This window comes from Thalassospira sp. (assembly GCF_048059015.1).
In the GTDB taxonomy this organism is placed as follows: Bacteria; Pseudomonadota; Alphaproteobacteria; order Rhodospirillales; family Thalassospiraceae; genus Thalassospira.
In genome coordinates, this window is record NZ_JBLLNT010000004.1 from 1 (window position 1) to 24,249 (window position 24,249).

Genomic DNA, 24,249 nt, shown 5'->3' on the forward strand with positions numbered 1-24,249 from the left:
TATTTCAACGTCATTTTGCTTTGCTTTTGGTGTCATTCCCGTTCACATTCGCAGAAACTAAAGATCTGCTATAAATTTCGGGGATAAAGATGGGTTTTGTTAAGCGATTAAAGAACAAGTATTGGAAGCACTCCTTCGGATACGCGCTTTACAAAACGACCACCGCTAAATCAGCAAAGGCCTTCTCGCAGTGGGGCGAGGACATACTAATTGATCACTTCTTGCTGATGCCGGAGTTCCGGAAAAAATCCGGGTTCTACGTTGATGTCGGATGCAACAACCCCCGGATCGGGAACAATTTTTATCGCCTGTATCAAAAAGGGTGGTCAGGCATCAACATCGACATGATGGAACGGAACATCAAGCTGTGTCGCTCCATCCGAAAACGCGACACAAACTTGCTGACCGGTGTCTCCTCTGAGGCCGGAGAAGTCAACTCTTTTGTTTTTTCTAAGTCATTTTCACTGAACTCCCTGGACAAATCATTTGCCGACAAATGGGCAGAAATCCTTAAGAAAAACTACGAGATTGCAAAAATCCCTGTAAAGCCGCTTGACTTAATCCTTGATGAAAACGCGTCAGGCAGGAAAATCGATATTCTTAGTATCGACGTGGAAGGCCATGAACTCAGCGTTCTTCAAGGCTTCACGATATCTAAATTTTCACCGACATTGGTATTGTGCGAGATCCATGGACACGACATGGAAGAAGTGATCCAAACCGAGGCATACACTTACTTCAAACAAAACAGCTATCGCCTTGTCTCGCGCTGTGGCGGCACATGCTTCTTCGTTCCAAACGAATATGATTGTGGTTTCTAGTCGTCAGTCAAGCTGAAGCCCAATGTGCCAGCACCCGCAATCTCTCCCTTAAACAACAAATCCAGTTCACACACCCCCCCCGCCGCCGTCTGTTTGCAAGGAACCGTTTAAATCCTTGTCCGGCTTGGCGGCGAAATCTGCATGCCAATCGCCCGCGGCACGGACCGTATTGGGGAATGCATGCATGACCGACAATGACGCGCCCAAACCAGATCAGACCAAAGCCAAAACCGTCACGCCCGATGCGGCATCAGCAGATGCAGCCGATACGACCGCAGCCAAATCGGCCGCGGCAGAAAGCAACTTGAACGAACCGGTCGAGCCGACGGTGGGAGCCGAGCCCCAAAGCGCGCAGCAGGCAGCGCTTGATATGATGGCCGCCCTTTGTCGGGATTTTGGGCTGATCGGCACCAATCCGACGGTGGCGAGCAATCCATCGGCACTTCCGGGCCATCTGGATCAACCAACCGAAACCGCGTTTCAGATCATACAGCGCTATCTCCTCGACGGTGGTGAACCGCATGCGCCGACAAACGGCTATGACAGCGTTTCCGAGCCGATCTTTGGCTTTCATCACCCGGAATATGACTACTCCCCCGCCACATCTGATCTCTACGAGGCCAATGCCATGAACACTGCATCCTCTGACACCAGCGCCGCACAATGGGGCGTTCGCACCACCCATTCTGATGGCAGCACGACCGAGCTTAATGGCCCCGTGATCAGCGATGATATGTTTCGAACTGCCATGCCTTCGCTTCAGGGCAAGGCAACCGGCGATGCAGCCGATCCCGATTGGTCGATCACACTTCATCAGGGCCCGCCATTAGCACCCGGGCGCACCAATGCGCAAACAGCAATCGGCGCACGCATGGTCGCAAGCACCACGCCCGATGCGCTGAATAAATGGTCAGTAAGGGTTGGGCCAAATGCAGATGCACAGTCGGAGCTTTCCGTATCCCTGCCTGAAAGCGTGCCATCGATGATGCGCGCGATGCTGTTTGATACCAGCCGGGATGCGAACAGCCCGCAGGTATCCGAAGTCCCGCTTTATGGTGGCGGGCCCTTTGCCCTGCATCTGGAACAATCGATTGGCAATCCGGTCAGTGGCAGTGAACCCAATCTGGCCCTGATCCGGTTGGTGTTTGCCGATCGTGCGCCGATCCCGGCCCAGCTTGAATATGTCGGAAGCCTGCCAAGCCCGATCATGTCGGGCAGCATCGTCACCGGGCCCAACAATACCATCCCGTTTTGGGTACAGATCACTCCACCAAGCGAGGGGGACAAGGGCGCAGGCTTGGTGATTTTGGTCCGCTATGAGCAAGAAGCAAGCTTTGACGTCACAGCCCAGCTTCTGACCGAAAACAAAACCTGCACGCCGACCGCGATCTTAAGCTGCAGCGCGCAGAGCGATAATTCCGCCTGCCGGGCGGCCAGCATGGTCGCCAATAGTTCTGGTCGGCTTGAAACCAGCCTGACCGGGCTTGCCGATAGCCCGGATGACAGTATTCTTGAGAAATATGGCTTTATCCTGCCCACAGCGCCCGCAAGCAGTGACGCGAAGGCTGCGAGCACCGCTACAAGCGATGATGACAAAACCAATTCTGATGCTGCCAAGCCATCCAGCCCGACGGCGGATAGCGACGATGCCACCAGCACCAAATCCGATGATGCTGGAACGACGGCCAAGGCATCGACAACCGGCAAAGGCGGATCAGGCAGCGGCAATAGCACCAGCAAACCAAGCAGCACGAGCAATTCTGGCACCAGCAGCACCAAGGGAGGTTCCTGATGCCCGGCCCGGCGCAAAACGATGTCGCCACCGCAAGTGGTCGCAAGGATGCGGTGCGCAAGGCGTTCAATCAGGAATATCTGGCAACCCAAAAGGCCATGTCGCAGGCGGCTGAACGCGCCCGCGCCCAGGTTCTTGATCAGCGATACACCATCGCCAGCCATGCCGAGGATGTCAAATCCGGGACCAAAGCGCCACAGCCCCCAATCGGGCATGGTCACCCGAACCGCCCGGCACAGCCAAACGCGCATGCAAACGCGCAACCCCATCAAGGTGCACCGCATATGGCATCCGATCCCAATCTTTCGGGCGATCAACAGATCATGTTCGATATCGCCAATGAAATCCGAAACATCATCACGCGTGAGATTGATCTGCGCATGCAGGTCCTTTCGGAAAAGGTCGAAACTGCCCTTGCCAACGCATTTCCAACAGAACAGCAAGACAAGGCGCCCCCAGCGACTGCGACAAAGCGCGACGCCAGAACGCCCAAACCCCGTGGATCGAACACCAAACGGTGATTGATCAGGGGCAAAGACAACAGCGCCATTCCTGATCAGCATGATCAGGTGGCTCGCCACCTCGCCCACATTTTTTGACGCGTGTCACAACGCCAACCACGCCCCGATTGAATGTCCGCCTCAACCGGAGCCGGACCATTCGTCATGCGTGAATGTGCAACCTTAGGATGTATTAAAATTATTATTCACAATTACTTACGTCACGCGTCATAATAAAACACTGCGATCTTAATCAGCCTATGGTTGCAATCTATCAACTGGAGGGGTCCATAGTGCAGAACGAAAAGAACAACCAACAGGATGAGGCAGGCCTGACCCAGGCCGAACTCCAATTCGCACAAAGCCTTGAACAGACGCTTAATCAGGCATTGGGGGATGGTGACAAGGTGACATCCATCTGGTCACGCCTAAAACCCGATCAAAGGGCACGCATCGCCGAAGATTATCTCAGCAAGCTTTTAAGTTCTGATGATCCAGAAGATGACGAATGCCCAAAATATGATGATGCGCATACGCCAAATGCAGCACCAAACCGCGACTTTGATGCCCGCTTCATCGCCCAAACGCCTGCCCCCAGCTTTGAAGATCGTCCCACACCAGATAATCAATACCGCCCGCCGCGCGGCTATCCGGCGGATTTCAATCCGCTGGCAGGCTTCCCCGGGCTTGAACCATCGCGCACCGGGCCAAGCCCCGAAGACATCATTGCCGGTGCCCTTGGCGGACAATCCGGCCAAACGGGCACAAGCCCGCTTGATGTTTTGCGCGGTATTCTGCCACACCCGGCCGAAGCCCCGGCGATGCGGCGCCCCGCCCCACAACCCAGCCAGCCAGCACAGACACCGGATGTGCAAACTGATGCCGATCTGGGTCCGGCCGCACCAAATTTCTGGCCGCTTTGGATTGATCAACAGGACAGTCTTTTAAAGCAGTGCCTGAAACTGATGTCGGGCAATATGGATGACGCGCAGGATGCGTTGTCCGAAGCCATGGTCAAGGCATCGACCAAATTCGAAGAATCCATGGATGAAATCCGCAATCATCGGGCCTGGCTTTCGCGCATTGTTCATAATGCCTGCATTGATCTGCACCGTCAGAACCGACGCAAGGCGGAATATCGTGAAGAAACCCATGGCAGTGCCGATACACCGGCATCCCCGATGACCGCGCCGATCATTCCCAGCCCCGAAGAATCTTATCTGGCGGGAGAAAAACTCGATCAACTCGAGACAGCACTTCTTGCCATGCAGGAAAAACTGCGCAAACCGCTTTTGATGCGCTGCGTTCAGGACCGCACCTATGACGAGATTGCCGAGGCCTTGGGACTAAGCAATTGCGCGGTACGCAAAAGGGTTCAGCTCGCCCGCGAACATCTGCGCGGTGCGGGTATTCAATAAAGGGCAAAAAACAGCCTCGAAGATAAAAAGACGCGTCACAAGGCAAAACCACCAGCGTCTTTAGACTGAAAACGGGACGGCGAAACCCCGTCATGATCACACCAGCAAGCAGCATACAGCAAAGCAGACGAAGGAGACTTTACAATGGCGATTCCGACCCCGGTAAATGGTCAGATCACTGATGCAGTCACCCAGGCTAACGTGAAAGTTCTGGGCGATGCCCCGGCAATGGCGATGGGCTCGATCTTCCAGTCCCTCGCACATTCCACCGGCATTCTTTATGAAAATGCGGTCAGCGCACAGCAGCAGATCGGCATCACTTCGCAGGCCGCCACCAATCAGGGTGTCATTCAGATCTATTCCGTCGACACGATGGCAGATTCTGTTGCGACCTCGAAAATTGCAAAAAGCGATGTGCCCGACAACATGCTGTCGCTTTTGACCGCCCTTCAGGCGACCAAAGGCTGATTGAAGTCCTGTTTCCCCCAAAACAGGCTACCGATAAATCGGGCGGTCGCATCCAACTGCGCCCGCCCGATTTCGTTACGAAGCGCCCTTTAAAACGCTTCAAGTTTTTCCGGGCAACCCGTCACAACACCAAGCGCCCCCCGTCAAAAGGCTGACCGCAAGAAATGCGGAAAGGCCGGTTGCGAGGGACAATTTTCATCCGGCACTTCTTTAGGCAACCAGGAGATACACAATGGCTGATAACACTCCGGTCAATGGCATGATTACCAACTCTGTCACCCAGGCAAACGTCAAGGTTCTGGGTGATGCGCCGGCAATGGCCATGGGCTCGCTGTACCAGTCGCTGGCGCATTCTCATGGCATTCTCTACGAGAACGCTGTCAGTACCCAGCAACAGGTCGGCATTTCTTCGCAGGCAGCCACCAATCAGGGCGTCATTCAGGTTTACTCTGTCGACACCATGGCTGGTGCTGTTGCGACTTCAAAGCTCGCCGCAAGCGACGTTCCCGACAACATGCTGTCGCTTTTGACCGCACTCAAAGCAACGACCGGAACTTCCGTGTCGTAATCGAAAACTGGTTTCGCCGCCGAACCAGCCCGGCATGCAAACGCTTGCCGGGCTTTTTCTGTCACAAGCGAACCGATCCCGCGTCATATCGATAAGCTCCCTTACCGCTACCCAAGGAGATCGACATGCCATCGGCCCAAGACGGCAAGCAACCCAGCCAAACCCAGATCAGTCCTGATGCAAATTCATCTGATACCCATCAATGCACGGTGTCCGATCAGGTCACGGATTGCGTCGCATTGACCAATGTCGCGACATTGGGGGCTGGTCCCGGTTATGCCGCCCTGCAATCGATGCTGGGGCAGACCCAATCCCAGAACATTCTGATGGCGAACATGGTCTCGGCGCAAAAGCAAAACACCATGATCGGCATGACGACCATGACCCAAAGCATCCTGCAATTGATGAATCGTCGTAACCACTAAGGATCAAAGCGATGAGCAACCCGAACGAAGTCGACGAACAAATCACCGACAGCATCACCCAGACCAACACATCGGTCATTGCCAATGGCCCGGCCATGGGGGCGATGCAGTCCTATCTGTCACAGGCCCAGGCGCAGGGGATCCTGTTTGCCAACATGGTCAATGAACAGCAGCAGCAATCGGTCGCAAGCCTTGCCACCACCATGGAATGCGCCAAGGCGACCCTTTCGGTTCAGGATAACAAGCCGAATTTTTTTACCCGCCCACAAGCGCCGGCACGGCCGCAACAGCCCAAGGATCCGAATTCGCCGACCTAGGCGGGCTTGGCGGTGGTTTTGGTGTCGAAGGTGTCGAAGGCATAGATCACGATCAAGCCCCGCCGCCCGGACAGTTACCGCCCAAGGAGCTTCCCTGGTACATGGCCCTTGATGAGCGCTTCATTGGTGATGGTTCGAAATTTGCTGAACAGTTCAACTATCACAAAGCCGGTGGAACGCCCGGCCAGCACGACGGTGAGAACGAAGAGGACGAAGCATGAATGATATCGTCAATCCACAGATCACCGATGCCGTCACCCAGACCAACGTCAAGGTACTGGGCGAAAGCCCGGCACAGGCTGTTTCAATGGCCCTGCAATCGCATTCCCACGCCACGGGGCTTGCGATGGAAAACGCGACACTTACCCAGGGCAACATGCAACAGGTTGTGAATACATCGACCTCAAAGCTTGTTGCCATGATCACCGCACAGGCGGGATGACGAACAGGAATTTGATCACAATTCGTTGCAAGCAACGTCTAAAGACATGCGGTCATCCGGACCGCCTTTTCGGAGGATAACATGGCTATTCCAACCCCGGTGAACGGTCAGATTACCGATGCTGTGACGCAAAGCTCGGTCAGTGTTCTTGGATCCGCACCTGCCAATGCGATGGGCGCGATCTATCAAAGTGCGGCCCATTCGACATCGATCCTGTTCCAGAATGCCGTGCAGGCCCAGCAACAGGCATCGATCTGTTCGCAGGCCGCCACCAATCAGGGTGTGATGCAGCTCTACTCGGTCAATACCATGGCAGGCGCGCAGGCTACCGCCAAGCTTGGCCGGTCGGACAATGCAGATACGCTTCTGACTTTTCTGGTAATTTTGGCAGCAACCCGCCGCTAGGCACCTGACCCGTCCGGTCTTTCTGCGCCGGGCCATGGTCACAAACGTGAGGGCGTGAAATGGCAGACAACACCCCTGTAAATGCTCAGATCACGGACGCCGTGACACAGACCAACGTCAAGGTCCTTGGCGAGGCGCCCGCACAGGCCATGGGGCTTGTGTATCAAACGATGGCCCATTCAATCAGCTTATCGATGCAAAACGCCATGCAAACCCAGGGCGGGCTGCAGCAAATCGGCAATGCCGTGACCTCCAGCGCATGTCGCATGATCCTTGATAGTACTGGCGGCGGCATGGGTGGTGGCGGTGACAAATCCGGCGGCTGATCGCCCGAGCTCGCATCGCAAAAGACACGCGCAATCCTAACCCCGCATGAGGTTCCCGATGGCTGATGATGACAAAACGCCAAGCGATACCGGCACCAGCACAGACGCAAATAGCGACGCCAAAACTGATCCGTCGACGGACAGCACCGATGCCCCAAAGGCAGCCGGTGCGAGCGCGGATAGTGACGCCAGCAGCGACGCAGGCGCAAGCGGAGGTGACAATGGCGACAAACCGGCAAGCGGGTCGGATAGTGCCACGCCAAGCAGCCCGGCGGACGTAGCCCCGAACACCCCGCCGCTCAGCACCGCACTGAACCCGCAAATCGTTCAGGCGGTCGGCACGACCAATCATGCGGTCCTTAATGGTGCGATCCCGGGCGCCAATGGCGTTGCCTATCAAAAGGTTGCGCAGGCAGCGGCCTATGCGGTGCAGGATTTAACCGATTATCTGCGCAACATCATGTCGATGGCCTCTGCCACCACCGGTGTCGCCATGCAGCAGATGCTGGCCAAAAAGGAAGTCGATCCTTATGCCGACATCATCAAGGCGGCAACACAGGCCGTCACCGATGCGCAGAAGACATTCTCAAGCGTTGGCACATCAGCCAGTTCAGTGGTGAAGGATTTCGATAGCCTCGCCTGATCATAGGCCTAGTAGAAATAAAAAAGACCAGATCACCATGTGGGTGTCTGGTCTTTTTTTTGGCGAACCGCTTCGATCAGCCTGCCCGCATCAACTCTATCCGGTGGCATGTTTCGGCAAAGTCCGGGGCAAACAACTTTACGCTGACGCCAGTTCCCTGCAGCTCATAGGCACCCATTTCTTCGGTCGGGCAGGAAATGAAGCTGGCGACCGTCGAGCTGACCAGAACGCGTTTGCCGAGCTGCTTGGTAAGCTGCTCGATGCGGGCGGCCTCATTGGCAGCCTGACCGACCACGGTGAAGTCGACACGTTCAGACACACCGACATTGCCGTAAATGACATCGCCGACATGCATGCCAAGGCCGTAATCAAAGGGTGGTTTGCCCTCACCTTCGCGCGAGGCATTCAGCGCATCGATGTTAAGCTGTGCTTCGGCCGCGGCATAAAGGGCGGACAAACAGGCTTCTTCAAGGTTGTTCTCATCATCACCAATCGGGAAAATCGCAAGCGTCGCATCACCGATATAGCGCAGAACCTGCCCCCCGTGCTTGAGCACCGCACCGGCAGTTGCCGAGAAGAAGGCATTCATTTCACCCAGAAACGCATCATCGCCAACATGGGTCGCAACCGAGGTCGAATTGCGCATGTCCGAGAACCAGATCACCGCACGGGTCTTGGTGCTGTCGCCCAGTTTGATCTGACCGTTGCGCACACGCCCACCGGCGTCCGATCCCAAATAGGTTTCAAGGATGGTGCTTGTTTCTTCGTGGTTGATGCGCATCTTGCACGACACTGCAAAGCGGCGCTGAATACCCGACAGGATCGCCAGATCCTCGTCCGAGAAGCCGCTTGGACGGCGCGTAAGATAGGTCATGAAGATGCGGTTGCTATCAAGCGTGCTGTCGCGATCCGTTACAAACGGGGTCATCAGCGCATAATAGTCCGTGCCGCGATTGCGGCGGAAACTTTCAAGAACCGGGAAATCAAGTACGGAGCTTGGGCCGATCAAATGGCGGCGCAGGAAGCTGACATCGTTATCAAGCATCCATTTCATCGGGCTTTCGGACCAGTCGCGTTCATCCTGGTCTTCTTCGCCCATGCCCATATGGGTGGTGCGTTCGACCTGTCCGGTTTCCTTGTTCCAGATATAGGAAACCCCTTCATACAGAGGATGAAGGGTTTTAAACGCCACCATCACACGGTCAATCGGAATCCCCGAAGCTACAAGGCGGCTGACCATACCCGACAGAAGTTCGCTGATATCGGTGTCATCAAGCGCACATTCCATCAGCCAGTCATTGACCGAGCGAACGAACCCACGCGCAGCCTGCGCGTTATTGGTCCCGGGAAGTGGCATCACCACCCCTGTAGAATTCTGATTTTCAACCATATGTCCGCTCCGTCCTTTTATGCTTAATTTTGGCATCGCATAGATAGAACAGCAATGCCAAACCGCAATTCTTGATTTGGAAACAATTAATTTCCGGCCCACAAATGACTATTGGTCAGTTAAATTGCAAGGGCCTTTTGTCAAAAAAGCGCAACAGGCTGATTCCCTGTGAATTAAGCCACTGTCCGGGCGATATTTATCCCGGGCTTAGGCCTGAACCGGCGGCAGATAGATCTTCGCCAAAAGTCCGCCTTTTGGCGCATCTTCAAGGTAAATCTCCCCACCATGGGCGCGAATGGCGGTTCTTGCGATCGCCATTCCAAGGCCAATGCCCCCGGTATCACGATTGCGTGACTCTTCCAGTCTGAAGAACGGCTCAAACACCTGATCACGCTTTTCGACCGGAATGCCGGGCCCGTCATCGGCGATTTCAATCCACAGACCACCATCATCGGCATCGCGCACCGCGACTTCGACATGATCGGCAAAGTTAAGCGCATTGGAAATCAGATTACCAAAGGCCCGCTTAACCGAAAGCGGTCGACAGGGATAAACACGCGCGGGTGCTTCGCCGATAAAGGATATCGGACGCCCGGTTTCTGCCAGATCTTCGACCGCAAATTCAACAAGGGCGGTAACATCGATCTTGCGGGTTTCCTCATTGGCGGTTTCTTCGCGCGCAAAGGCCATGGCCGCTTCGACCATCTGTTCCATTTCATCAAGCGTTTCGATGATGCGTGCGCGGTTTTCAGGATCATCGACGAACTCGGCGCGCAGGCGAAGTGATGTAATCGGCGTGCGCAAATCATGGGAAATCGCGGCCAGCATCCTGGTGCGGTCCTCGACAAAGCGTTTCAGGCGTGCCGTCATGCGGTTAAACGCCTTGGCCGCACGGCGAATTTCAATCGGTCCGGTTTCCGGCACAGGTTCGGGATAATCACCGCGCCCAACCCGGTCGGCGGCACGGGTCAAAACATCCCAGGACCGCGAAATGCGGCGCGCCAGGAAATAGGCGATCACTGCAATCACAAGGGTTGAAAGCAATACACGCAACAGATTGTCGAACACAAACCAGGGCGGCGGCATCACCCCGCCAATCATGGCTTCAAGCCAGACGGTCGGTTGTTGATCAGGTGCCACATCCTGATCGCCAAGGTTGGACGTGATCGGCACAGTCAATTGCATCACCGGGGCCGCATGGCAATCAAAGCGCTCCATATAGCGTAACGACCATGGCGCTTTGCCATCTTCGCGACGTTTATCGTGATGGGATTGTTCCCCGCCATCCTGTGGCTTCACGCCATAGGCCGAAGTACCGTTAAGATATTCGTTCTTTGCATCATGCAGCGATTTCTTATGATCCCAGCACCCGTCTTCTGACAGGACATAGACATGTGCTGGTGTCTCGGGCGATGAGGCCAGAAACTCATTGAGTTTCGAGCTTAGGAATTGCGAACCATCCCGACCATCCTTTGGCAATTCATCTGGCGTCAGGATACGCAATCTGGTTTGCGGTGACTGGGCAACGCGCAACACATCATGCCAGTTTTCGCGTGGCGTGGTCGTCAGGATGCGGGAAATGGCCGCCACACGTGCAAGCGCATAGTTCTTGCGTTCAAACGCCACCGCATCGCGGCGTTCATCAGCCAGCAAGATACCCAATACGATGTGCGTCAGGATGATCGCGCCCAGCAAAAGGCAGACAAGCTGCGCGGTCAGGCTTTTGGGCCAAAGATGTTTGATCAGGCGGCGCTTGGTCATTTCTCGACGACCTCGCAGGTGAACATATAGCCCCCACCCCAGACGGTTTTGATCAGGGTCGGGTTTTTGCCATCAAGTTCGATCTTTTTGCGAAGGCGGCTGACCTGATTATCGATGCTGCGATCAAACGGAATGGCTTCGCGCCCCTTGGTCAGATCAAGCAGCTGGTCACGGTTTAACACCATGTTGGGATGTTCGACAAAGGCGCAGAGCAATCCATATTCCCCGGCACTGAGCGGCAGGACCACATCATTACCATCGCGCAATTCATGACGCGTGCGATCAAGAACCCAGCGATCAAAATGCACCTGCCCGCCAGGAAGCGGCCCCTTGCGCCCAACCGGAAGACTTTGGGCGCGCCGCATCACGGCCTTGATGCGGGCCAGCAACTCGCGCGGGTTAAATGGCTTTGCCAGATAATCATCGGCCCCCATTTCAAGACCAATGATGCGATCGGTTTCTTCGCCAAGGGCGGTCAGCATCACCACAGGCACATCATGATTTTCGCGCAGCCATCGGCACAGGCTAAGCCCGTCTTCGCCCGGCATCATCAGATCAAGCACGATCAGATCGGGCGACAGATCATCGGCCATCATTTTGCGCAGTTCCTTGCCATCGGATGCCAACGAGACGCGATATTCATGCTGACGCAAATAACGCCCCAGCAGATCGCGAATATCGCGGTGGTCATCAACAACAAGAATGTGGGGCTGCTCGCTCATAAACGGTCCTGCATCAAATACGGTTTTCTCAGCTTACCTTAGCGCGTTGGCAATTGGGGCAAAAACGGCAATTTGTATCAAATTGTCGCATATGGCCGGTTTGGCAAATCTTGCGACCAATTAGCCGGTTCTTCGGGATCATTTCGCGACAATCATCAGCGATAACGGACCTCAACGAACGATCCCCCAACCAACTGAGGTTCCCACAATGAAACGTAAAAACCAGCTCAAAATTGCCGCAGCCCTGATCGGTGCAACTTTGATCGCCACCCCGATTGCAACGGCCTATGCTGCACCGGGTGATCATGGCGCACCAACCGAATGGGCCATGTTTGGCGGCGACCATCATGGCGGCAAGTTTGATGGCGAACGCGGCGAGCGCGGCGAGCGCGGCGAGCATCACAAGGGTGGCAAGTTCCATCGCAAAGATCGCGAACGCGCCGTTCCGCTGACCCCGGCAGAAGCCCGCATTCTGATCGATGCCATGCTGCTTAAAACCAACGCGGTTGATCTTAAGACCGGCGATGCCCTGATGGCAGAAGAGCCGGGCAAGATTGATGTGCTTTTGGTCAATGCCGCAGGCGACGTTGTCGAAGTCATCAAATTTGACGCCAAGTCCGGCCGCATTGACCGTGATGAGCGTCATGACCTGCGCAAACTGATGCCGCGCCCGGACAAGGCAGAACGCTATAACCGCAAATTCAACAATGATCAGATGACCCTTCTGGCCAATGCGATGGTCATCCGCTTTGGCAATGGCGAACTGAAACTTGGCGACATCAAAGAAACCCCGCGTGGAACCTATAACGCGACAGTCACCAATCAGGCCGGTGACATTGTTCGCGAAATGGAACTCAGCAGTGTGACCGGCCGCCCGATCAGCTGATCGGTCTGCTTACAACACAGCTGACACCTTCCCCACCCGGTCCGGGGTAGTTTTTCTCCCAACCGATATCCCGGACCTACCCCTGCGCCCTCGAGGTCCCCGCCTCGGGGGCGTTATTTTTGGGTTTTGCTAAAAACTGCGGGAATTTGGTTTGACCATGCCAAACCGGCAGCGCATTCTGCTTGATCGTTTTTGCGCCCAAAACAGCAAGAAGATCAACAACATGACTGCCACCGAGATCAAAGCGGCCCCACGGACAGCCACCCTTGATGATATTGATGCCCTGACGACACTTTGGCAGGACACCAGTTTGTATCGCCCTTACAACCCGCCGGCCTGGGACATCAAATTCGCGCTTCAGTCTGATGAAGCGACCCTTCTGGTTTGGGAAGATAACAGTGATAACATTATCGGATCGGTGATGGCCGGTCATGATGGTCATCGTGGCTGGGTCTATTACCTTGCCGTTGCCTCGACCCTTCAGAAATCGGGTCTTGGCCGCAAGCTGATGGATATTGCCGAAGGATGGCTGCGTGATCAGGGTGTGTGGCGCATGCAATTGATGGTGCGTTCGGAAAACCACCTGACACAGGATTTCTATCGCCATCTTGGCTATCGCGCGCTGGATGTCACGGTCATGCAAAAAGACATCGACACCCCGCCGCTTGAACGCCTGACGGAAGAAACTGCTTCATCATGAGTGCTGAAAAGCTTCGCAATATCGGGCCGACATCATCGCGTGAATTGCGCGAGATCGGCGTTGAAACGCGCGAAGACTTGGCGGACTTTGGGATTGAGGAAGTCACACGTCGATTGCTGTTTCGCTTTGGCAGCGAAAAGAAGATCAGCGTGAATTACCTTTATGCGCTTGAAGGGGCGATGCATGACCAAGACTGGCGTGACATCAGCCCTGCCCTCAAAGAAAAGCTCCCCCTGATGCTGGAACAGGTTCGGGCGGAGCTTTCATCTAAATAACCGGTATAAACGTTACTGAGCAGCAATCGGCTTGGCAGCAGAACGTTCATCGGCAAGGCGGGTTTTCAGAACCGCTATCTGATCAGCACTGAGACGCAGGCCAAGTTTGGAGCGACGCCAGATCAGATCATTCACTTCGCGCACCCATTCATGATCAATCAGGTAGCGAAGCTCTGCCTCGTAAAGATCATGGCCATAGCAGATACCAAGATCGGAAAGCTGTTTGGCATCGCCGACGATCATTTCAATCCGGGTGCCATAGGCACGCAGCAGGCGTTTGAGCATCACCGCCCCCATCCAGTCATAACGCTTGGCATAGTGTGCAAAGGCCGCGTCATAAGATGCATCGGGGAAATCACCGCCCGGCAAAGCTTCGCGCGCGGTCCAGGGTGTATCCTTTGCGCCCAATTCCTTGGAAATGATTTCAAGCGCATGTTCGGCAAGCTTGCGATAGGTTGTAATTTTGCCACCAAACACATGCAGTGCCGGGGCAGAACCATTGCTTTCAAGCTTCAGCGTGTAATCGCGCGATACCTTGGATGCATTTTCACCCTCGCCATTACCGGCATACAGCGGACGGACACCGGAATAGGTCCAGACGACATCATCTGATGCGATCTGCTTTTTGAAATAGCCGCTGGCAAGTTTGCAAAGGTAATCGATCTCGTCCTGATCGATTTTGACCTTGGCCGGATCGCCTTTGAAATCGACATCGGTGGTGCCGATCAGGGTGAAGTCATCCTGATAGGGAATGGCAAAGACGATGCGGCCATCACCATTCTGGAAGATATAGCAATAATCATGGTCAAACAGCTTGGGCACAACAATGTGGCTGCCCTTGACCAGACGGATATTGGCTTTGGTATCTGACTTGACCACACCGTTTTCCGGATTGATCAAATCAGCACACCACGGCCCTGCGGCATTGATCAGCATGCGGCCGGAAACCAAGCGGGTTTCACCACTTTCCTGATCGCGCAAATTGACATTCCACTGACCGTCAACGCGTTTCGCACCAACGCATTCGGTCCGGGTGTGGATTTCTGCCCCCATCGCCTTGGCATCCATTGCGTTCAGAACCACAAGACGCGCATCATCGACCCAGCAATCGGAATAGACAAAACCCTTGGTCATCTCATCACGCAACGGTTCGCCCGATACATGCTTGGCAAATGAAATCCCCTCGGACGCCGGAAGCTTTTTACGACCACCAAGGTGATCATACAGGAACAGGCCAAGACGGATCATCCAGGCCGGACGCAGATCCTTGCGATGCGGCAGGACAAAGCGCAGCGGCCAAATGATATGCGGCGCGTTGTCCAACAACACTTCGCGCTCGGTCAGAGCTTCGCGCACCAGACGGAATTCGTAATGTTCAAGATAACGCAACCCACCATGAATCAGCTTGGTGCTGGCCGACGAGGTTGCGCTGGCAAGGTCATCCTTTTCACATAACAACACTTTAAGGCCGCGGCCCGCTGCGTCACGCGCAATGCCGGCACCGTTGATGCCGCCGCCAATAATGATCAGATCGTACTGTGAAGTGCCAGCCATTCGGGCCTCTCTGTGCAGGAAGAATATCTCGTTGCATCGATAAATAGTTCATTTTCGAAAATTTTCAAGTTTCAAATTGTGACATTTATTCGACGCAGACATGTCAGAAACACATCACTCTACGCCATTAACCGGGAATTGGACCATTTTTCCCAAAAAGTTCATTAGCGAAATAAATAGAAAAACCCCGCCTGATATTCAGGCGGGGCGTTCATCATGTAGCGGGATTTTGGGGCAACGCGCCCGGCGCTGGCTTATGCCAGCCAGCGTTTCTGCCAATCAGACAGCATGGAAATCGTCCAAAGCTGATGGCCCCAATTGCGCTTGCCCGACATATGTTCCTGATGCAGGCGATCAATATAACGACGATCCAGACCGAAATCGTTATAAAGCGCCTCATTGGCCAGATGGTCGCCCATCCATTCGCGAAGCGGCCCGCGCAGCCATTGCGCAAGCGGCACACCAAAGCCGGTTTTCGGCCGATCGATCATTTCGCGCGGCACATATTTATACAGGATTTGGCGGAGCGCATGTTTACCGACCGATCCATTCATCTTAAGCCGTGCGGGCATACGCCAGCCGAATTCAATCACGCGGTGATCAATGAATGGCACGCGAACCTCAAGCGAATTGGCCATCGATGCCCGGTCAACCTTGGTCAGAACATCATCGACCATATACATCATCGTATCCATGACCTGCATGGAAGAGACATAATCAAGATTGCGGTTACGACAGAACTTCTCGCCCGGAACGCGGAATTTCTTCTGCCCGGCCTTGCTGCCCAGAAGCTTGTTGGTATCAAACAGTGACAGCAACGCGTGATAGCGTTCGATGTCATCCTTGATCGCGATCAGTGGTGCTGCCTTGTGGATTTTATCGCCAATTGCACTGGTTGAAAGTTTGCCCGGCACCAATCCAACCAGATTATCCCATTGTTCCGGCGACAGCATGGTCAAGCCACGCGCGACAAGCGATGCGCCAAACGGAATACTACCCGCAGCAGCACTAAGCTGCTTTGCCCAGAGATAGCGGGTATAGCCGCCAAATGTCTCATCCCCGCCATCACCGGAAAGTGCTACCGTGACTTCCTTGCGCGTAAGCGCTGAAATCAAATAGGTCGGAATGCCCGAACTATCAAAAAACGGCTCGTCATAGGTTTCCGAAAGCTTCGGCACCAGATCAAGCGCATCTTTGGGCGTGACATAAAGCTCGGTGTGATCAGTCTTGAGGTGCTTGGCCACTTCACCGGCAAAGGCTGCCTCGTTAAAGGCCTCATCCTCAAACCCGACGGAATAGGTTTTCACCGGACGGTCCGAGACCGATTGCATCAGGGCAACGATGGTCGATGAATCAATCCCGCCTGACAGGAACGCACCCAACGGCACATCGGCCACCATGCGGCGCTGAACCGCATCGCGCAGCAAGTCTTCAAGCGCGTCAATCGCACTTTGATCATCGCCGCTCCACATATGGTTCTGACCATTGAGAACCGCGTCCTCAACCGACCAATAGGCAGTTTCCGTCGCCTGATCATGCGATGAAATTTCAAGGATGTGGCCGGGCTTGAGCATCTTGGCATGGGCATAGATCGAAAGCCCCGATGGCACATAGCCAAACCGCAAATAGGCTTCCAGACCCGAATGGTTCACTTCGCGTGAAATCGCATTGCCCGCCAGAAGTCCCTTCACCTCGGACGCAAAGCCGATATTGCCCTCATAACGCGACCAGTAAAGCGGCTTGATGCCCAGCCGGTCTCGCACAAGGGTCAGCTTCTTTTTCTGCTTGTCCCAAAGGGCAATGGCAAACATGCCAATCAGGCGCTTGATCGTGTCGCGCACCCCCCAATGGGCAATACATTCAAGGATAACTTCGGTGTCGGAATGACCGCGCCAGGCGATGTTGATATTGGCCGCTGCCAGCTTCTCACGCAGCTCCGGCGCGTTATAAATCTCGCCGTTATAGACCATGACATAACGGCCACTGGCCGAATGCATTGGCTGCTTGCCAGCATCGGAAAGATCAATAATCGCCAGACGGCGCTGACCAAGGCCAAGCCCGTTTTCAGGGTCCACCCAAACATCGCCGCCATCTGGGCCACGATGATGCAACGCCGTATTCATGCGCGATACAGTATCGTGCAATCCGCTTGCGTCACCCTGATCAGACAGCCATAAACCGGCAATTCCGCACATAAAATAATCCTGTAAAACCGTGCAGTTACTTAAAACAATATCGCGCAGTTCTACAATGAAAACATTCTGCAATCACTGCCCTTCAGGCCAATTGATGCAGAATTTTTGCCTTGCCCTTCAGACAAGCCCACAAAACGGAAAAACCCCCACCGAAATGACGGATCAGGACCGCTCGATACCCAATCGTGCCATGCGGCGATAAAGCGTGTTGCGCCCGATGCCAAGTGCCTTGGCCGTGTTGCTGATATGCCAGTGATGATTTTCAAGAAGTTCGCGCAAAGCCGCTCCTTCGGCGCGCTCAATCGTTTGGCGCGCCGTTGGTTCCTCATCCATCGTCTGCACCCGGAAATCATCGGGCAGATGATTGGTTGAAATCACGCCGTCTTCGGCAAAGACACTGGCATATTGCAATACATTGATCAGTTCGCGCACATTGCCCGGCCATTGATGGCGGGTGAGAAGCGATAATGTCTCGTCATCACAAACAACGCTTTCGCCTGCCAAGCCATATAACAGGCGACCAATAAGCTGGCTGAGATCACTGCGTTCGCGCAAGGGCGGCACAGCAAGACGCGCGCCCTTGATCCGATACAGCAAATCTTCGCGAAATTTGCCTTCAGCGACCGCCTTGTTGAGATCGACGTTACTCGCACAGATCAGACGGAAATCGACCGACACCGATTTCGTACTACCAAGCGGCTCGACCTTACGGCTTTCAAGAACACGCAACAACCGCCCTTGGGCCGCCAGCGGCATATCGCCGATTTCGTCAAGGAACAAGGTTCCGCCATTGGCCTCGCGGATACGCCCGCCAAACCCGTCACGCGCGGCCCCGGTAAAGGCCCCACCGGCATGACCAAACAGTTCGTTCTCAATCAAGCCTTCAGGCAATGCCGCGCAGTTGATCGCAACAAAGCTTTTGGCTTTGCCAAGGGTGGCGTCGTGGATGCTGCGCGCGAGATATTCCTTGCCGCTTCCGGTTTCGCCCGACATCAGGACATTGATATCACGCGCATGTAGACGCGATCCGATGTCAAAGATGCGGCGCAATGCCGGGTCCTGATCGGGAATGTCGGCAACCGGCTTGGCTGGCATTGGCGCCTTTGACGCAACCGGGGTTGAGCGGCCGATATATTTGCGACGCATCCGTTCGGGCACCGTCAGACTGCCAAACAGAACCCCGCCACCGGCGATATTAAGTGCCATGGCCGATTGGCCTGACCTAGCCTTCATCGGGCTTTGATCGGCGAATTTCGACAGCAGGCTATCGACATCCATTTCAAACATTTCATTGATGTCGGTTGAATTATTGGCTGCAGCCAGAATGCGGCGTGCTGTTGATGTCGCCCCGCTGATCGTGCCATCGGGTGCAATCGAAATCATCGCATCACGGGTCGATCCGACATGCTGGGCTTCGGGATGCAGATGCAAAATCACGTCTCCTGTGCGCTCGTCAAAGAACAGGATACGTTCAAGTGCATCGGCGTAATCGGCCACCATGCCGCGCACACGCAGGCAATCGGTTCGTTTGATGTCATCGCGCACGGCCGAAACGTCAAGGACCGAGCACACCTTGCCATCGGGATCAAATACCGGGGCGGCCGTGCAGGTCAGAACCGAATGCTGCGCCAGAAAATGTTCGTCCTTGTGGATCGTGATCGCGCGGCCTTCGACAATACAGGTACCAATGCCGTTGGTGCCTTCGCGCTCCTCGCTCCAGACTGCGCCGGGCAAAAGCCCGTTGGTGCGAAATGACGGTAACAGGGAATGGGCGGCGACACTGTCAAGGATCACGCCGCTATTATCGGTCAGGAACACCGCATAGCCCGATGCATCAATCTTGCGATACAGCGTGCGCACAAGATCATGGGCATGGTGATAAAGCCGCCCGTTGCGATCACGCAATTGGCGGGTCTGGCTTTCGGGCATCACTTCGGGACGGCGCAAGGTGTCATGAGCCAGGCCAAAGCGTTCTTCACACCGTTGCCAGCTTTCAAGCACCGCACGATTTTGCGCCCCGCCGCTTAGCTGCAGGGCCGCTTCAATCCGTCCGCCGGGAAGGTTTCCTGACATAGACGTTATCTCCCTAGTGTCGGTGTTTTGGTCCGGAAATTTCCGGTGCGCAGCTTTTGCCACCTCCGATCACGGCCAAAATCCTAACACATCAAAGCCCCCGCACGCCAAACAGTTTCACGTCAAAAATACTGCACAATCACCAGTGTTCCATTTTTGGAACATTTTGTTCCAACTGTCCTGTATCGCGGGCGGCGATGGCACAATACCCGACGGGAAAATGAGCGCCTCAACCAATTGCAAATAAAGGGTTTCGCAATGAATTGGCACGCTGTTTCGCAGGTGGCATGGGCTTTGCGGGTATGGCGGCGTCACAATCAAAAAACGGGCGAAAAAATCGCCTGTGGATCACGGAGGAACCACAATGATCTACAAGAATCCAAATGACGCCGGTAGCAATGTCAGCTTCAAGGGCCGCTATGAGAACTTCATTGGCGGTGAATGGGTCGCCCCGGCCAAGGGCCAGTATTTTGAAAATGTCTCGCCGGTAAATGGCAAACCGTTCTGCGAAGTTGCCCGGTCATCAAGTGAAGATATCGAACGCGCGCTTGATGCCGCCCATGCTGCTTTCCCGGCCTGGGGCAAAACGTCGGTGACCGAACGCGCCAATATGCTCAACAAGATTGCTGATCGTATGGAAGCCAATCTTGAAATGCTCGCAGTTGCTGAAACCTGGGACAATGGTAAGGCCGTGCGCGAAACGCTGGCCGCTGACATCCCGCTTGCCATCGACCATTTCCGTTATTTCGCCGGAGCCATCCGCGCACAGGAAGGATCGCTTGGCGAGATTGACGACAACACCGTCGCCTATCACTTCCATGAACCGCTTGGTGTGGTCGGTCAGATCATTCCATGGAACTTCCCGATCCTGATGGCGGTCTGGAAACTGGCCCCGGCACTGGCGGCGGGCAACTGCGTTGTCCTGAAACCGGCCGAACAGACCCCGGCATCAATCTGTGTCCTTCTGGAACTGATTTCCGATCTGATCCCGGCAGGTGTGGTCAACGTTGTTCAGGGCTTTGGCGTTGAAGCGGGCAAGCCGCTGGCACAAAGCAACCGCGTTGCCAAGGTTGCCTTTACCGGTGAAACCACCACCGGTCGCCTGATCATGCAATATGCATCGGAAAACATAATTCCGGTGACGCTTGAGCTTGGCGGCAAATCACCAAACATCTTCTTTGAAGACATCATGGCATCTGATGATGATTTCCGCCAAAAGGCCGCCGAAGGCATGGCGATGTTTGCCCTTAACCAGGGTGAAGTGTGCACCTGCCCGTCGCGCGCCATCATTCAGGAAACCATCTATGACAAGTTCATGGATAGCGTCCTGTCACGCGTTGCCAGCATCAAACAGGGCAACCCGCTTGATACCGACACCATGATGGGTGCGCAGGCCTCGACCGAGCAGATGGAAAAGATCATGTCCTATCTCGATATCGGCAAGCAGGAAGGTGCTGAAGTCCTGTGTGGCGGTGACAAGGCCGATCTTGGTGGTGATCTTTCGGATGGTTTCTATATCCAGCCGACCATCTTCAAGGGCCATAACCGCATGCGGATTTTCCAGGAAGAGATCTTTGGTCCGGTTGTTTCGGCAACGACGTTTAAGGACGAAGCCGAAGCCCTTCATATCGCCAATGACACGCTTTATGGCCTCGGTGCGGGTGTCTGGACGCGCGATGCCAACCGTTCATACCGCTTTGGTCGCGACATCAAGGCCGGTCGTGTCTGGACCAACTGCTATCACCTCTATCCGGCACATGCGGCCTTTGGTGGCTACAAGCAGTCGGGCATCGGGCGTGAAAACCACAAGATGATGCTCAACCATTATCAGCAGACCAAGAACCTTCTGGTTTCCTACGATCCGAAACCGATGGGCTTCTTCTGATCCATCCATGAATGGGGCCGGACGCGCATAACCATGCACGTCCGGTCGCAATTTACATTCAAGGAGGCACCATTGACCGGATCAGACACCATTCCCGATCGGGTAACCGCGACAGACGCGGCAAAAGCCCTGATCAGGAAGCTCAAGGACATCCATGGACCGGTGATGTTTCATCAGTCGGGCGGCTGCTGTGATGGCAGTGCGCCCATGTGCTTTCCCGATGGCGAGTTCAAAACCGGCGATCAGGATGTGCTGCTTGGCACGATTGAAGAAAGCCCGTTCTTTATCGGGCGCGCACAGTTCGAATATTGGCGCCATACCCAGTTGATCATTGATGTGGTCGATGGGCGTGGCGGCATGTTTTCGCTCGAGGGCCCGGAAGGCAAACGCTTCCTGACCCGATCACGCATCTTTAGCGATGATGAATGGATCGCGCTCAAGGCGCATGAGGAAAAGGCACCGATCACGGACTAGCGATATCAACGTCTATCTACCCGGGCGTTTCGTTTCTGACACCCTCTCCCAAGATGTCACACACCCCCGAAACGCCGGAAGAAGCAGCCAGTATTTCCAGCTTATGTGCGGCTTCTTCCTCCTCGCCCGCTGCCCATCCCCCATTCAGGCAGCGGGCATTTTTTTGCCCGCACCCAAGGTTCCGAGGACGAAAACCGAACGAGGTCGCTGGGCACGCAAACGCGTACCCATACCCCGGATAATTACGACTTCGTCAGATCCTGCGCCAACATCAACGCATTGCCGTCCGGATCATAAAATGTCGCGGTGCTGACCATGCCTTCGATTGTTTCGGTATCACCATCAAACTTCACGTTTTCCTTCTCAAGGGCTGCGCGGGCAACGGCAATGTCTGCCACGCCAAACACCGGCACCATATTGCCCGGCAATGGCTCCACCTGCTCCCCCAATCCAAGGGTGACGCCTTCGGTCTTGGTCTGCATTTCACTCCAACCAGCCTCGTCAATATGCATGAGAAGCTGGAAACCCAGGTTCTTCTCATACCATTGCGCACTGGCATGACGGTCCCGCACAGATAGGGCGAGCGTGATGGTGTTATCCAAAGAAACGACAGACATGACACTTTCCTTTGTAGTAAAAATATAGTAACTATCATTTATGGATATACCACTGCTTGTCAAGCTCACATCTAAAGCTTGGTCCCTTAAAATTCTCGCGCTGTTGCATTCCGGTACTCCCGGGCGGCAAGCGCCCCTGATCGCGGCCACCACGGCGACGCGCAGCGCCTTTGCCGCCAGTCTGGAACATCTTTTCCAACTTGGATTGCTTGAGAGAAATCCGGGCCATGGCCACCCGCTGCGGCCTGAATTCCGGTTAACGGAACAAGGAAAGGTCGTTGCCGCGATGGCGCATCGCATCCTCGAAGCCGCACCGGACGAGGACGGGTTTGATCTTGTCAAACGAAGCTGGCCTGTACCGATCCTGGCATTGACGGAGGCCCCCAGTCGCTTTTCCACCATCCGGTCCGGTCTGGGGGCGATCACGGATCGCGCACTTTCCAATTCACTGGGAATGCTCGAAGAACGCGACTGGCTTCGCCGCGAGATTGATGTCTCACAGCGAACCCCGTTTCCAACCTATCAGGCGGTGAATACCGGGAAGATCATTAATCGGGCGATCGGGCTAAGCCTATAGGGTCAGGCACCTAGAATAACGATCACCGCACCGCTTAACATGCACAGCACGATCAGCGACATCAGAGCCGCGATCACAACCCGCCCGCCCACATGCATGACATTGCGGATATCAACGCTTAAACCCAAGGCCGCCATGGCAAGGATCGTCAGGAACGACGATGCGGTTTTCATGCCGCCCAGTGCAAATTCCGGCAGAAGCCCGAACGACCGGCCCGCCATCATGGCAATAAAGCCGATAATGAACCACGGCACGACCTGGGCGACCGGAAGCCTGGTCTCGCGCGCCCGCCCGCCAATCAGGGCAAGGGCAAAGATCACCGGCCCCAACATCAAAACCCGGATTAGTTTCACCAGCGTCCCGACCTGAACGGCAAGTGCACCGGCCGGGGCGGTTGCCGCCAAAACCTGTGGCACGGCATAGACAGTTAAACCGGAAAAAATACCATATTGGGTAGCCGATAACCCAAGCCCGGCATGAAGCATTGGAAGAACGAAAACAAACAACACGCCCAAAACAGCGGTAAAGGATATCGATGCCGCCACATCATCGGACCTCGCATCAATCACCGGTGCGGTCGCGGCAATTGCCGAATTGCCGCAGATCGAATTGCCGCAGGCGACAAGCATTGAAAGATGTTCGGATAATCCAAGCGCGCGGCCAATATGATAGCTGACAAACAGGCTGACACAGACAACCGCAATGATGGCAGCAATCAACCCGCCCCCGGCCGAGCCAATCGCCTGTGCACTGATCGATCCGCCCAGCAAAACAATCGCGATCTCAAGCACTGTCTTGCCGCAGAACCGAACACCCGCATAGAAACGCGGGGCAAGCCCGAACACCGATCGCACCACTACCCCGATCAGAATGGCAAAGACCAGACTTTCCACCCAGCCACGCCCGAAAAACACGCGCTCTGCATGTTCGGCAAGCTTGGCAGCCAATGCGACAAGCAATGTCACGGCAAGGCCAGGCAGGATCGGTTTGATGCGGGCGTTAAAAAACATGATTT

The 24,249-nt window shown here is 55.0% G+C and carries 26 protein-coding genes and 1 pseudogene; 19 read left to right on the top strand and 8 right to left on the bottom strand.

Annotated features, from left to right (window positions below):
- Positions 1–89: 89 nt before the first annotated feature.
- The 12 genes from ACMZ66_RS06595 to ACMZ66_RS06650 all read left to right on the top strand — a co-directional run bounded on the left by ACMZ66_RS06595 (position 90) and on the right by ACMZ66_RS06650 (position 8,125).
- A complete protein-coding gene (locus ACMZ66_RS06595; protein WP_416935639.1) occupies positions 90–821 on the top strand; it encodes an FkbM family methyltransferase in 732 nt (243 codons plus the stop codon).
- Between the two features lie 184 nt (positions 822–1,005).
- Complete coding sequence (locus tag ACMZ66_RS06600; protein ID WP_416935641.1) at positions 1,006–2,613, top strand: hypothetical protein; 1,608 nt, start codon at positions 1,006–1,008, stop codon at positions 2,611–2,613.
- The gene (locus ACMZ66_RS06605; RefSeq protein ID WP_416935643.1) at positions 2,613–3,134 is read left to right on the top strand and encodes a hypothetical protein; all 522 of its coding nucleotides are present in this window, start codon (positions 2,613–2,615) and stop codon (positions 3,132–3,134) included. Before ACMZ66_RS06600 ends, ACMZ66_RS06605 begins: the two co-directional genes overlap by 1 nt.
- Before the next feature lie 272 nt (positions 3,135–3,406).
- Entirely contained in the window at positions 3,407–4,531 is a 1,125-nt protein-coding gene (locus ACMZ66_RS06610) for a sigma-70 family RNA polymerase sigma factor (RefSeq protein ID WP_416935645.1), read from the top strand.
- Between the two features lie 144 nt (positions 4,532–4,675).
- Positions 4,676–4,999 carry a RebB family R body protein gene (locus ACMZ66_RS06615; RefSeq protein WP_008890488.1) on the top strand — a complete coding sequence of 108 codons (324 nt, stop codon included), beginning with the start codon at positions 4,676–4,678 and terminating at the stop codon, positions 4,997–4,999.
- A gap of 232 nt (positions 5,000–5,231) precedes the next feature.
- Positions 5,232–5,567: a RebB family R body protein gene (locus tag ACMZ66_RS06620; RefSeq protein WP_416935647.1), complete on the top strand. Its 336-nt coding sequence runs from the start codon at positions 5,232–5,234 to the stop codon at positions 5,565–5,567.
- A 125-nt stretch (positions 5,568–5,692) separates the two neighbouring features.
- Positions 5,693–5,992, top strand: coding sequence for a RebB family R body protein (locus tag ACMZ66_RS06625; RefSeq protein WP_416935649.1), 300 nt, complete (start codon positions 5,693–5,695; stop codon positions 5,990–5,992).
- An 11-nt stretch (positions 5,993–6,003) separates the two neighbouring features.
- Complete coding sequence (locus tag ACMZ66_RS06630) at positions 6,004–6,309, top strand: RebB family R body protein (protein WP_416935651.1); 306 nt, start codon at positions 6,004–6,006, stop codon at positions 6,307–6,309.
- 217 nt (positions 6,310–6,526) lie between these two features.
- Positions 6,527–6,751, top strand: coding sequence for a RebB family R body protein (locus ACMZ66_RS06635; RefSeq protein WP_416935653.1), 225 nt, complete (start codon positions 6,527–6,529; stop codon positions 6,749–6,751).
- A gap of 81 nt (positions 6,752–6,832) precedes the next feature.
- Positions 6,833–7,156: a RebB family R body protein gene (locus ACMZ66_RS06640; RefSeq protein WP_416935655.1), complete on the top strand. Its 324-nt coding sequence runs from the start codon at positions 6,833–6,835 to the stop codon at positions 7,154–7,156.
- A gap of 59 nt (positions 7,157–7,215) precedes the next feature.
- On the top strand, positions 7,216–7,482 hold the full coding sequence (locus ACMZ66_RS06645) for a RebB family R body protein (RefSeq protein ID WP_416935657.1): 267 nt from the start codon (positions 7,216–7,218) through the stop codon (positions 7,480–7,482).
- 58 nt (positions 7,483–7,540) lie between these two features.
- Positions 7,541–8,125 carry a hypothetical protein gene (locus ACMZ66_RS06650; protein WP_416935659.1) on the top strand — a complete coding sequence of 195 codons (585 nt, stop codon included), beginning with the start codon at positions 7,541–7,543 and terminating at the stop codon, positions 8,123–8,125.
- A 76-nt stretch (positions 8,126–8,201) separates the two neighbouring features.
- Here the strand turns inward: ACMZ66_RS06650 and ACMZ66_RS06655 are convergent, their stop codons facing one another.
- From ACMZ66_RS06655 to ACMZ66_RS06665, 3 genes are all read right to left on the bottom strand, one after another.
- Positions 8,202–9,515 (bottom strand): adenylate/guanylate cyclase domain-containing protein, encoded by a 1,314-nt coding sequence (locus ACMZ66_RS06655; protein ID WP_416935661.1) that lies wholly within the window; start codon positions 9,513–9,515, stop codon positions 8,202–8,204.
- A gap of 207 nt (positions 9,516–9,722) precedes the next feature.
- A complete protein-coding gene (locus ACMZ66_RS06660; RefSeq protein WP_416935663.1) occupies positions 9,723–11,276 on the bottom strand; it encodes an ATP-binding protein in 1,554 nt (517 codons plus the stop codon).
- Positions 11,273–11,998, bottom strand: a complete 726-nt coding sequence (locus tag ACMZ66_RS06665; protein WP_416935665.1) for a response regulator — start codon at positions 11,996–11,998, stop codon at positions 11,273–11,275. Before ACMZ66_RS06665 ends, ACMZ66_RS06660 begins: the two co-directional genes overlap by 4 nt.
- Positions 11,999–12,206: 208 nt before the next feature.
- On the opposite strand from ACMZ66_RS06665, the gene ACMZ66_RS06670 reads away from it, so the two are divergent.
- The 3 genes from ACMZ66_RS06670 (at position 12,207) to ACMZ66_RS06680 (ending at position 13,859) form a co-directional block, all read left to right on the top strand.
- Complete coding sequence (locus tag ACMZ66_RS06670) at positions 12,207–12,884, top strand: hypothetical protein (protein WP_416935667.1); 678 nt, start codon at positions 12,207–12,209, stop codon at positions 12,882–12,884.
- Positions 12,885–13,041: 157 nt separating this feature from the next.
- Complete coding sequence (locus tag ACMZ66_RS06675; protein WP_416936206.1) at positions 13,042–13,584, top strand: GNAT family acetyltransferase; 543 nt, start codon at positions 13,042–13,044, stop codon at positions 13,582–13,584.
- Positions 13,581–13,859, top strand: a complete 279-nt coding sequence (locus ACMZ66_RS06680; RefSeq protein WP_416935669.1) for a TfoX/Sxy family DNA transformation protein — start codon at positions 13,581–13,583, stop codon at positions 13,857–13,859. The genes ACMZ66_RS06675 and ACMZ66_RS06680 overlap by 4 nt, the downstream gene beginning before the upstream one ends.
- A 12-nt stretch (positions 13,860–13,871) precedes the next feature.
- Here the strand turns inward: ACMZ66_RS06680 and glpD are convergent, their stop codons facing one another.
- The 3 genes from glpD to ACMZ66_RS06695 all read right to left on the bottom strand — a co-directional run bounded on the left by glpD (position 13,872) and on the right by ACMZ66_RS06695 (position 19,681).
- On the bottom strand, positions 13,872–15,413 hold the full coding sequence (glpD, locus tag ACMZ66_RS06685; RefSeq protein ID WP_416935671.1) for a glycerol-3-phosphate dehydrogenase: 1,542 nt from the start codon (positions 15,411–15,413) through the stop codon (positions 13,872–13,874).
- Between the two features lie 254 nt (positions 15,414–15,667).
- Positions 15,668–17,608 (bottom strand): asparagine synthase (glutamine-hydrolyzing), encoded by a 1,941-nt coding sequence (asnB, locus tag ACMZ66_RS06690; RefSeq protein WP_416935673.1) that lies wholly within the window; start codon positions 17,606–17,608, stop codon positions 15,668–15,670.
- Positions 17,609–17,770: 162 nt separating this feature from the next.
- Complete coding sequence (locus ACMZ66_RS06695) at positions 17,771–19,681, bottom strand: sigma-54-dependent Fis family transcriptional regulator (RefSeq protein ID WP_416935675.1); 1,911 nt, start codon at positions 19,679–19,681, stop codon at positions 17,771–17,773.
- A gap of 364 nt (positions 19,682–20,045) precedes the next feature.
- Here ACMZ66_RS06695 and adh point away from each other — a divergent pair, with 364 nt between their 5' ends.
- Both adh and ACMZ66_RS06705 read left to right on the top strand, forming a co-directional pair.
- The gene (adh, locus tag ACMZ66_RS06700; protein ID WP_416935677.1) at positions 20,046–21,566 is read left to right on the top strand and encodes an aldehyde dehydrogenase; all 1,521 of its coding nucleotides are present in this window, start codon (positions 20,046–20,048) and stop codon (positions 21,564–21,566) included.
- Between the two features lie 72 nt (positions 21,567–21,638).
- Entirely contained in the window at positions 21,639–22,040 is a 402-nt protein-coding gene (locus tag ACMZ66_RS06705) for a DUF779 domain-containing protein (RefSeq protein ID WP_416935678.1), read from the top strand.
- Between the two features lie 242 nt (positions 22,041–22,282).
- Here the strand turns inward: ACMZ66_RS06705 and ACMZ66_RS06710 are convergent, their stop codons facing one another.
- Complete coding sequence (locus ACMZ66_RS06710; protein ID WP_416935680.1) at positions 22,283–22,657, bottom strand: VOC family protein; 375 nt, start codon at positions 22,655–22,657, stop codon at positions 22,283–22,285.
- Between the two features lie 40 nt (positions 22,658–22,697).
- Between ACMZ66_RS06710 and ACMZ66_RS06715 the strand changes: the two are divergent.
- Both ACMZ66_RS06715 and ACMZ66_RS06720 read left to right on the top strand, forming a co-directional pair.
- A pseudogene (locus tag ACMZ66_RS06715) lies at positions 22,698–22,943 on the top strand (winged helix-turn-helix transcriptional regulator); the annotation flags it as partial.
- Positions 22,944–23,234 (top strand): winged helix-turn-helix transcriptional regulator, encoded by a 291-nt coding sequence (locus tag ACMZ66_RS06720; protein ID WP_416936208.1) that lies wholly within the window; start codon positions 22,944–22,946, stop codon positions 23,232–23,234. It abuts the pseudogene before it with no gap.
- 2 nt (positions 23,235–23,236) lie between these two features.
- Here ACMZ66_RS06720 and ACMZ66_RS06725 read toward each other — a convergent pair whose 3' ends face one another.
- Entirely contained in the window at positions 23,237–24,244 is a 1,008-nt protein-coding gene (locus tag ACMZ66_RS06725) for a YeiH family protein (RefSeq protein ID WP_416935682.1), read from the bottom strand.
- Between the last annotated feature and the right edge of the window lie 5 nt (positions 24,245–24,249).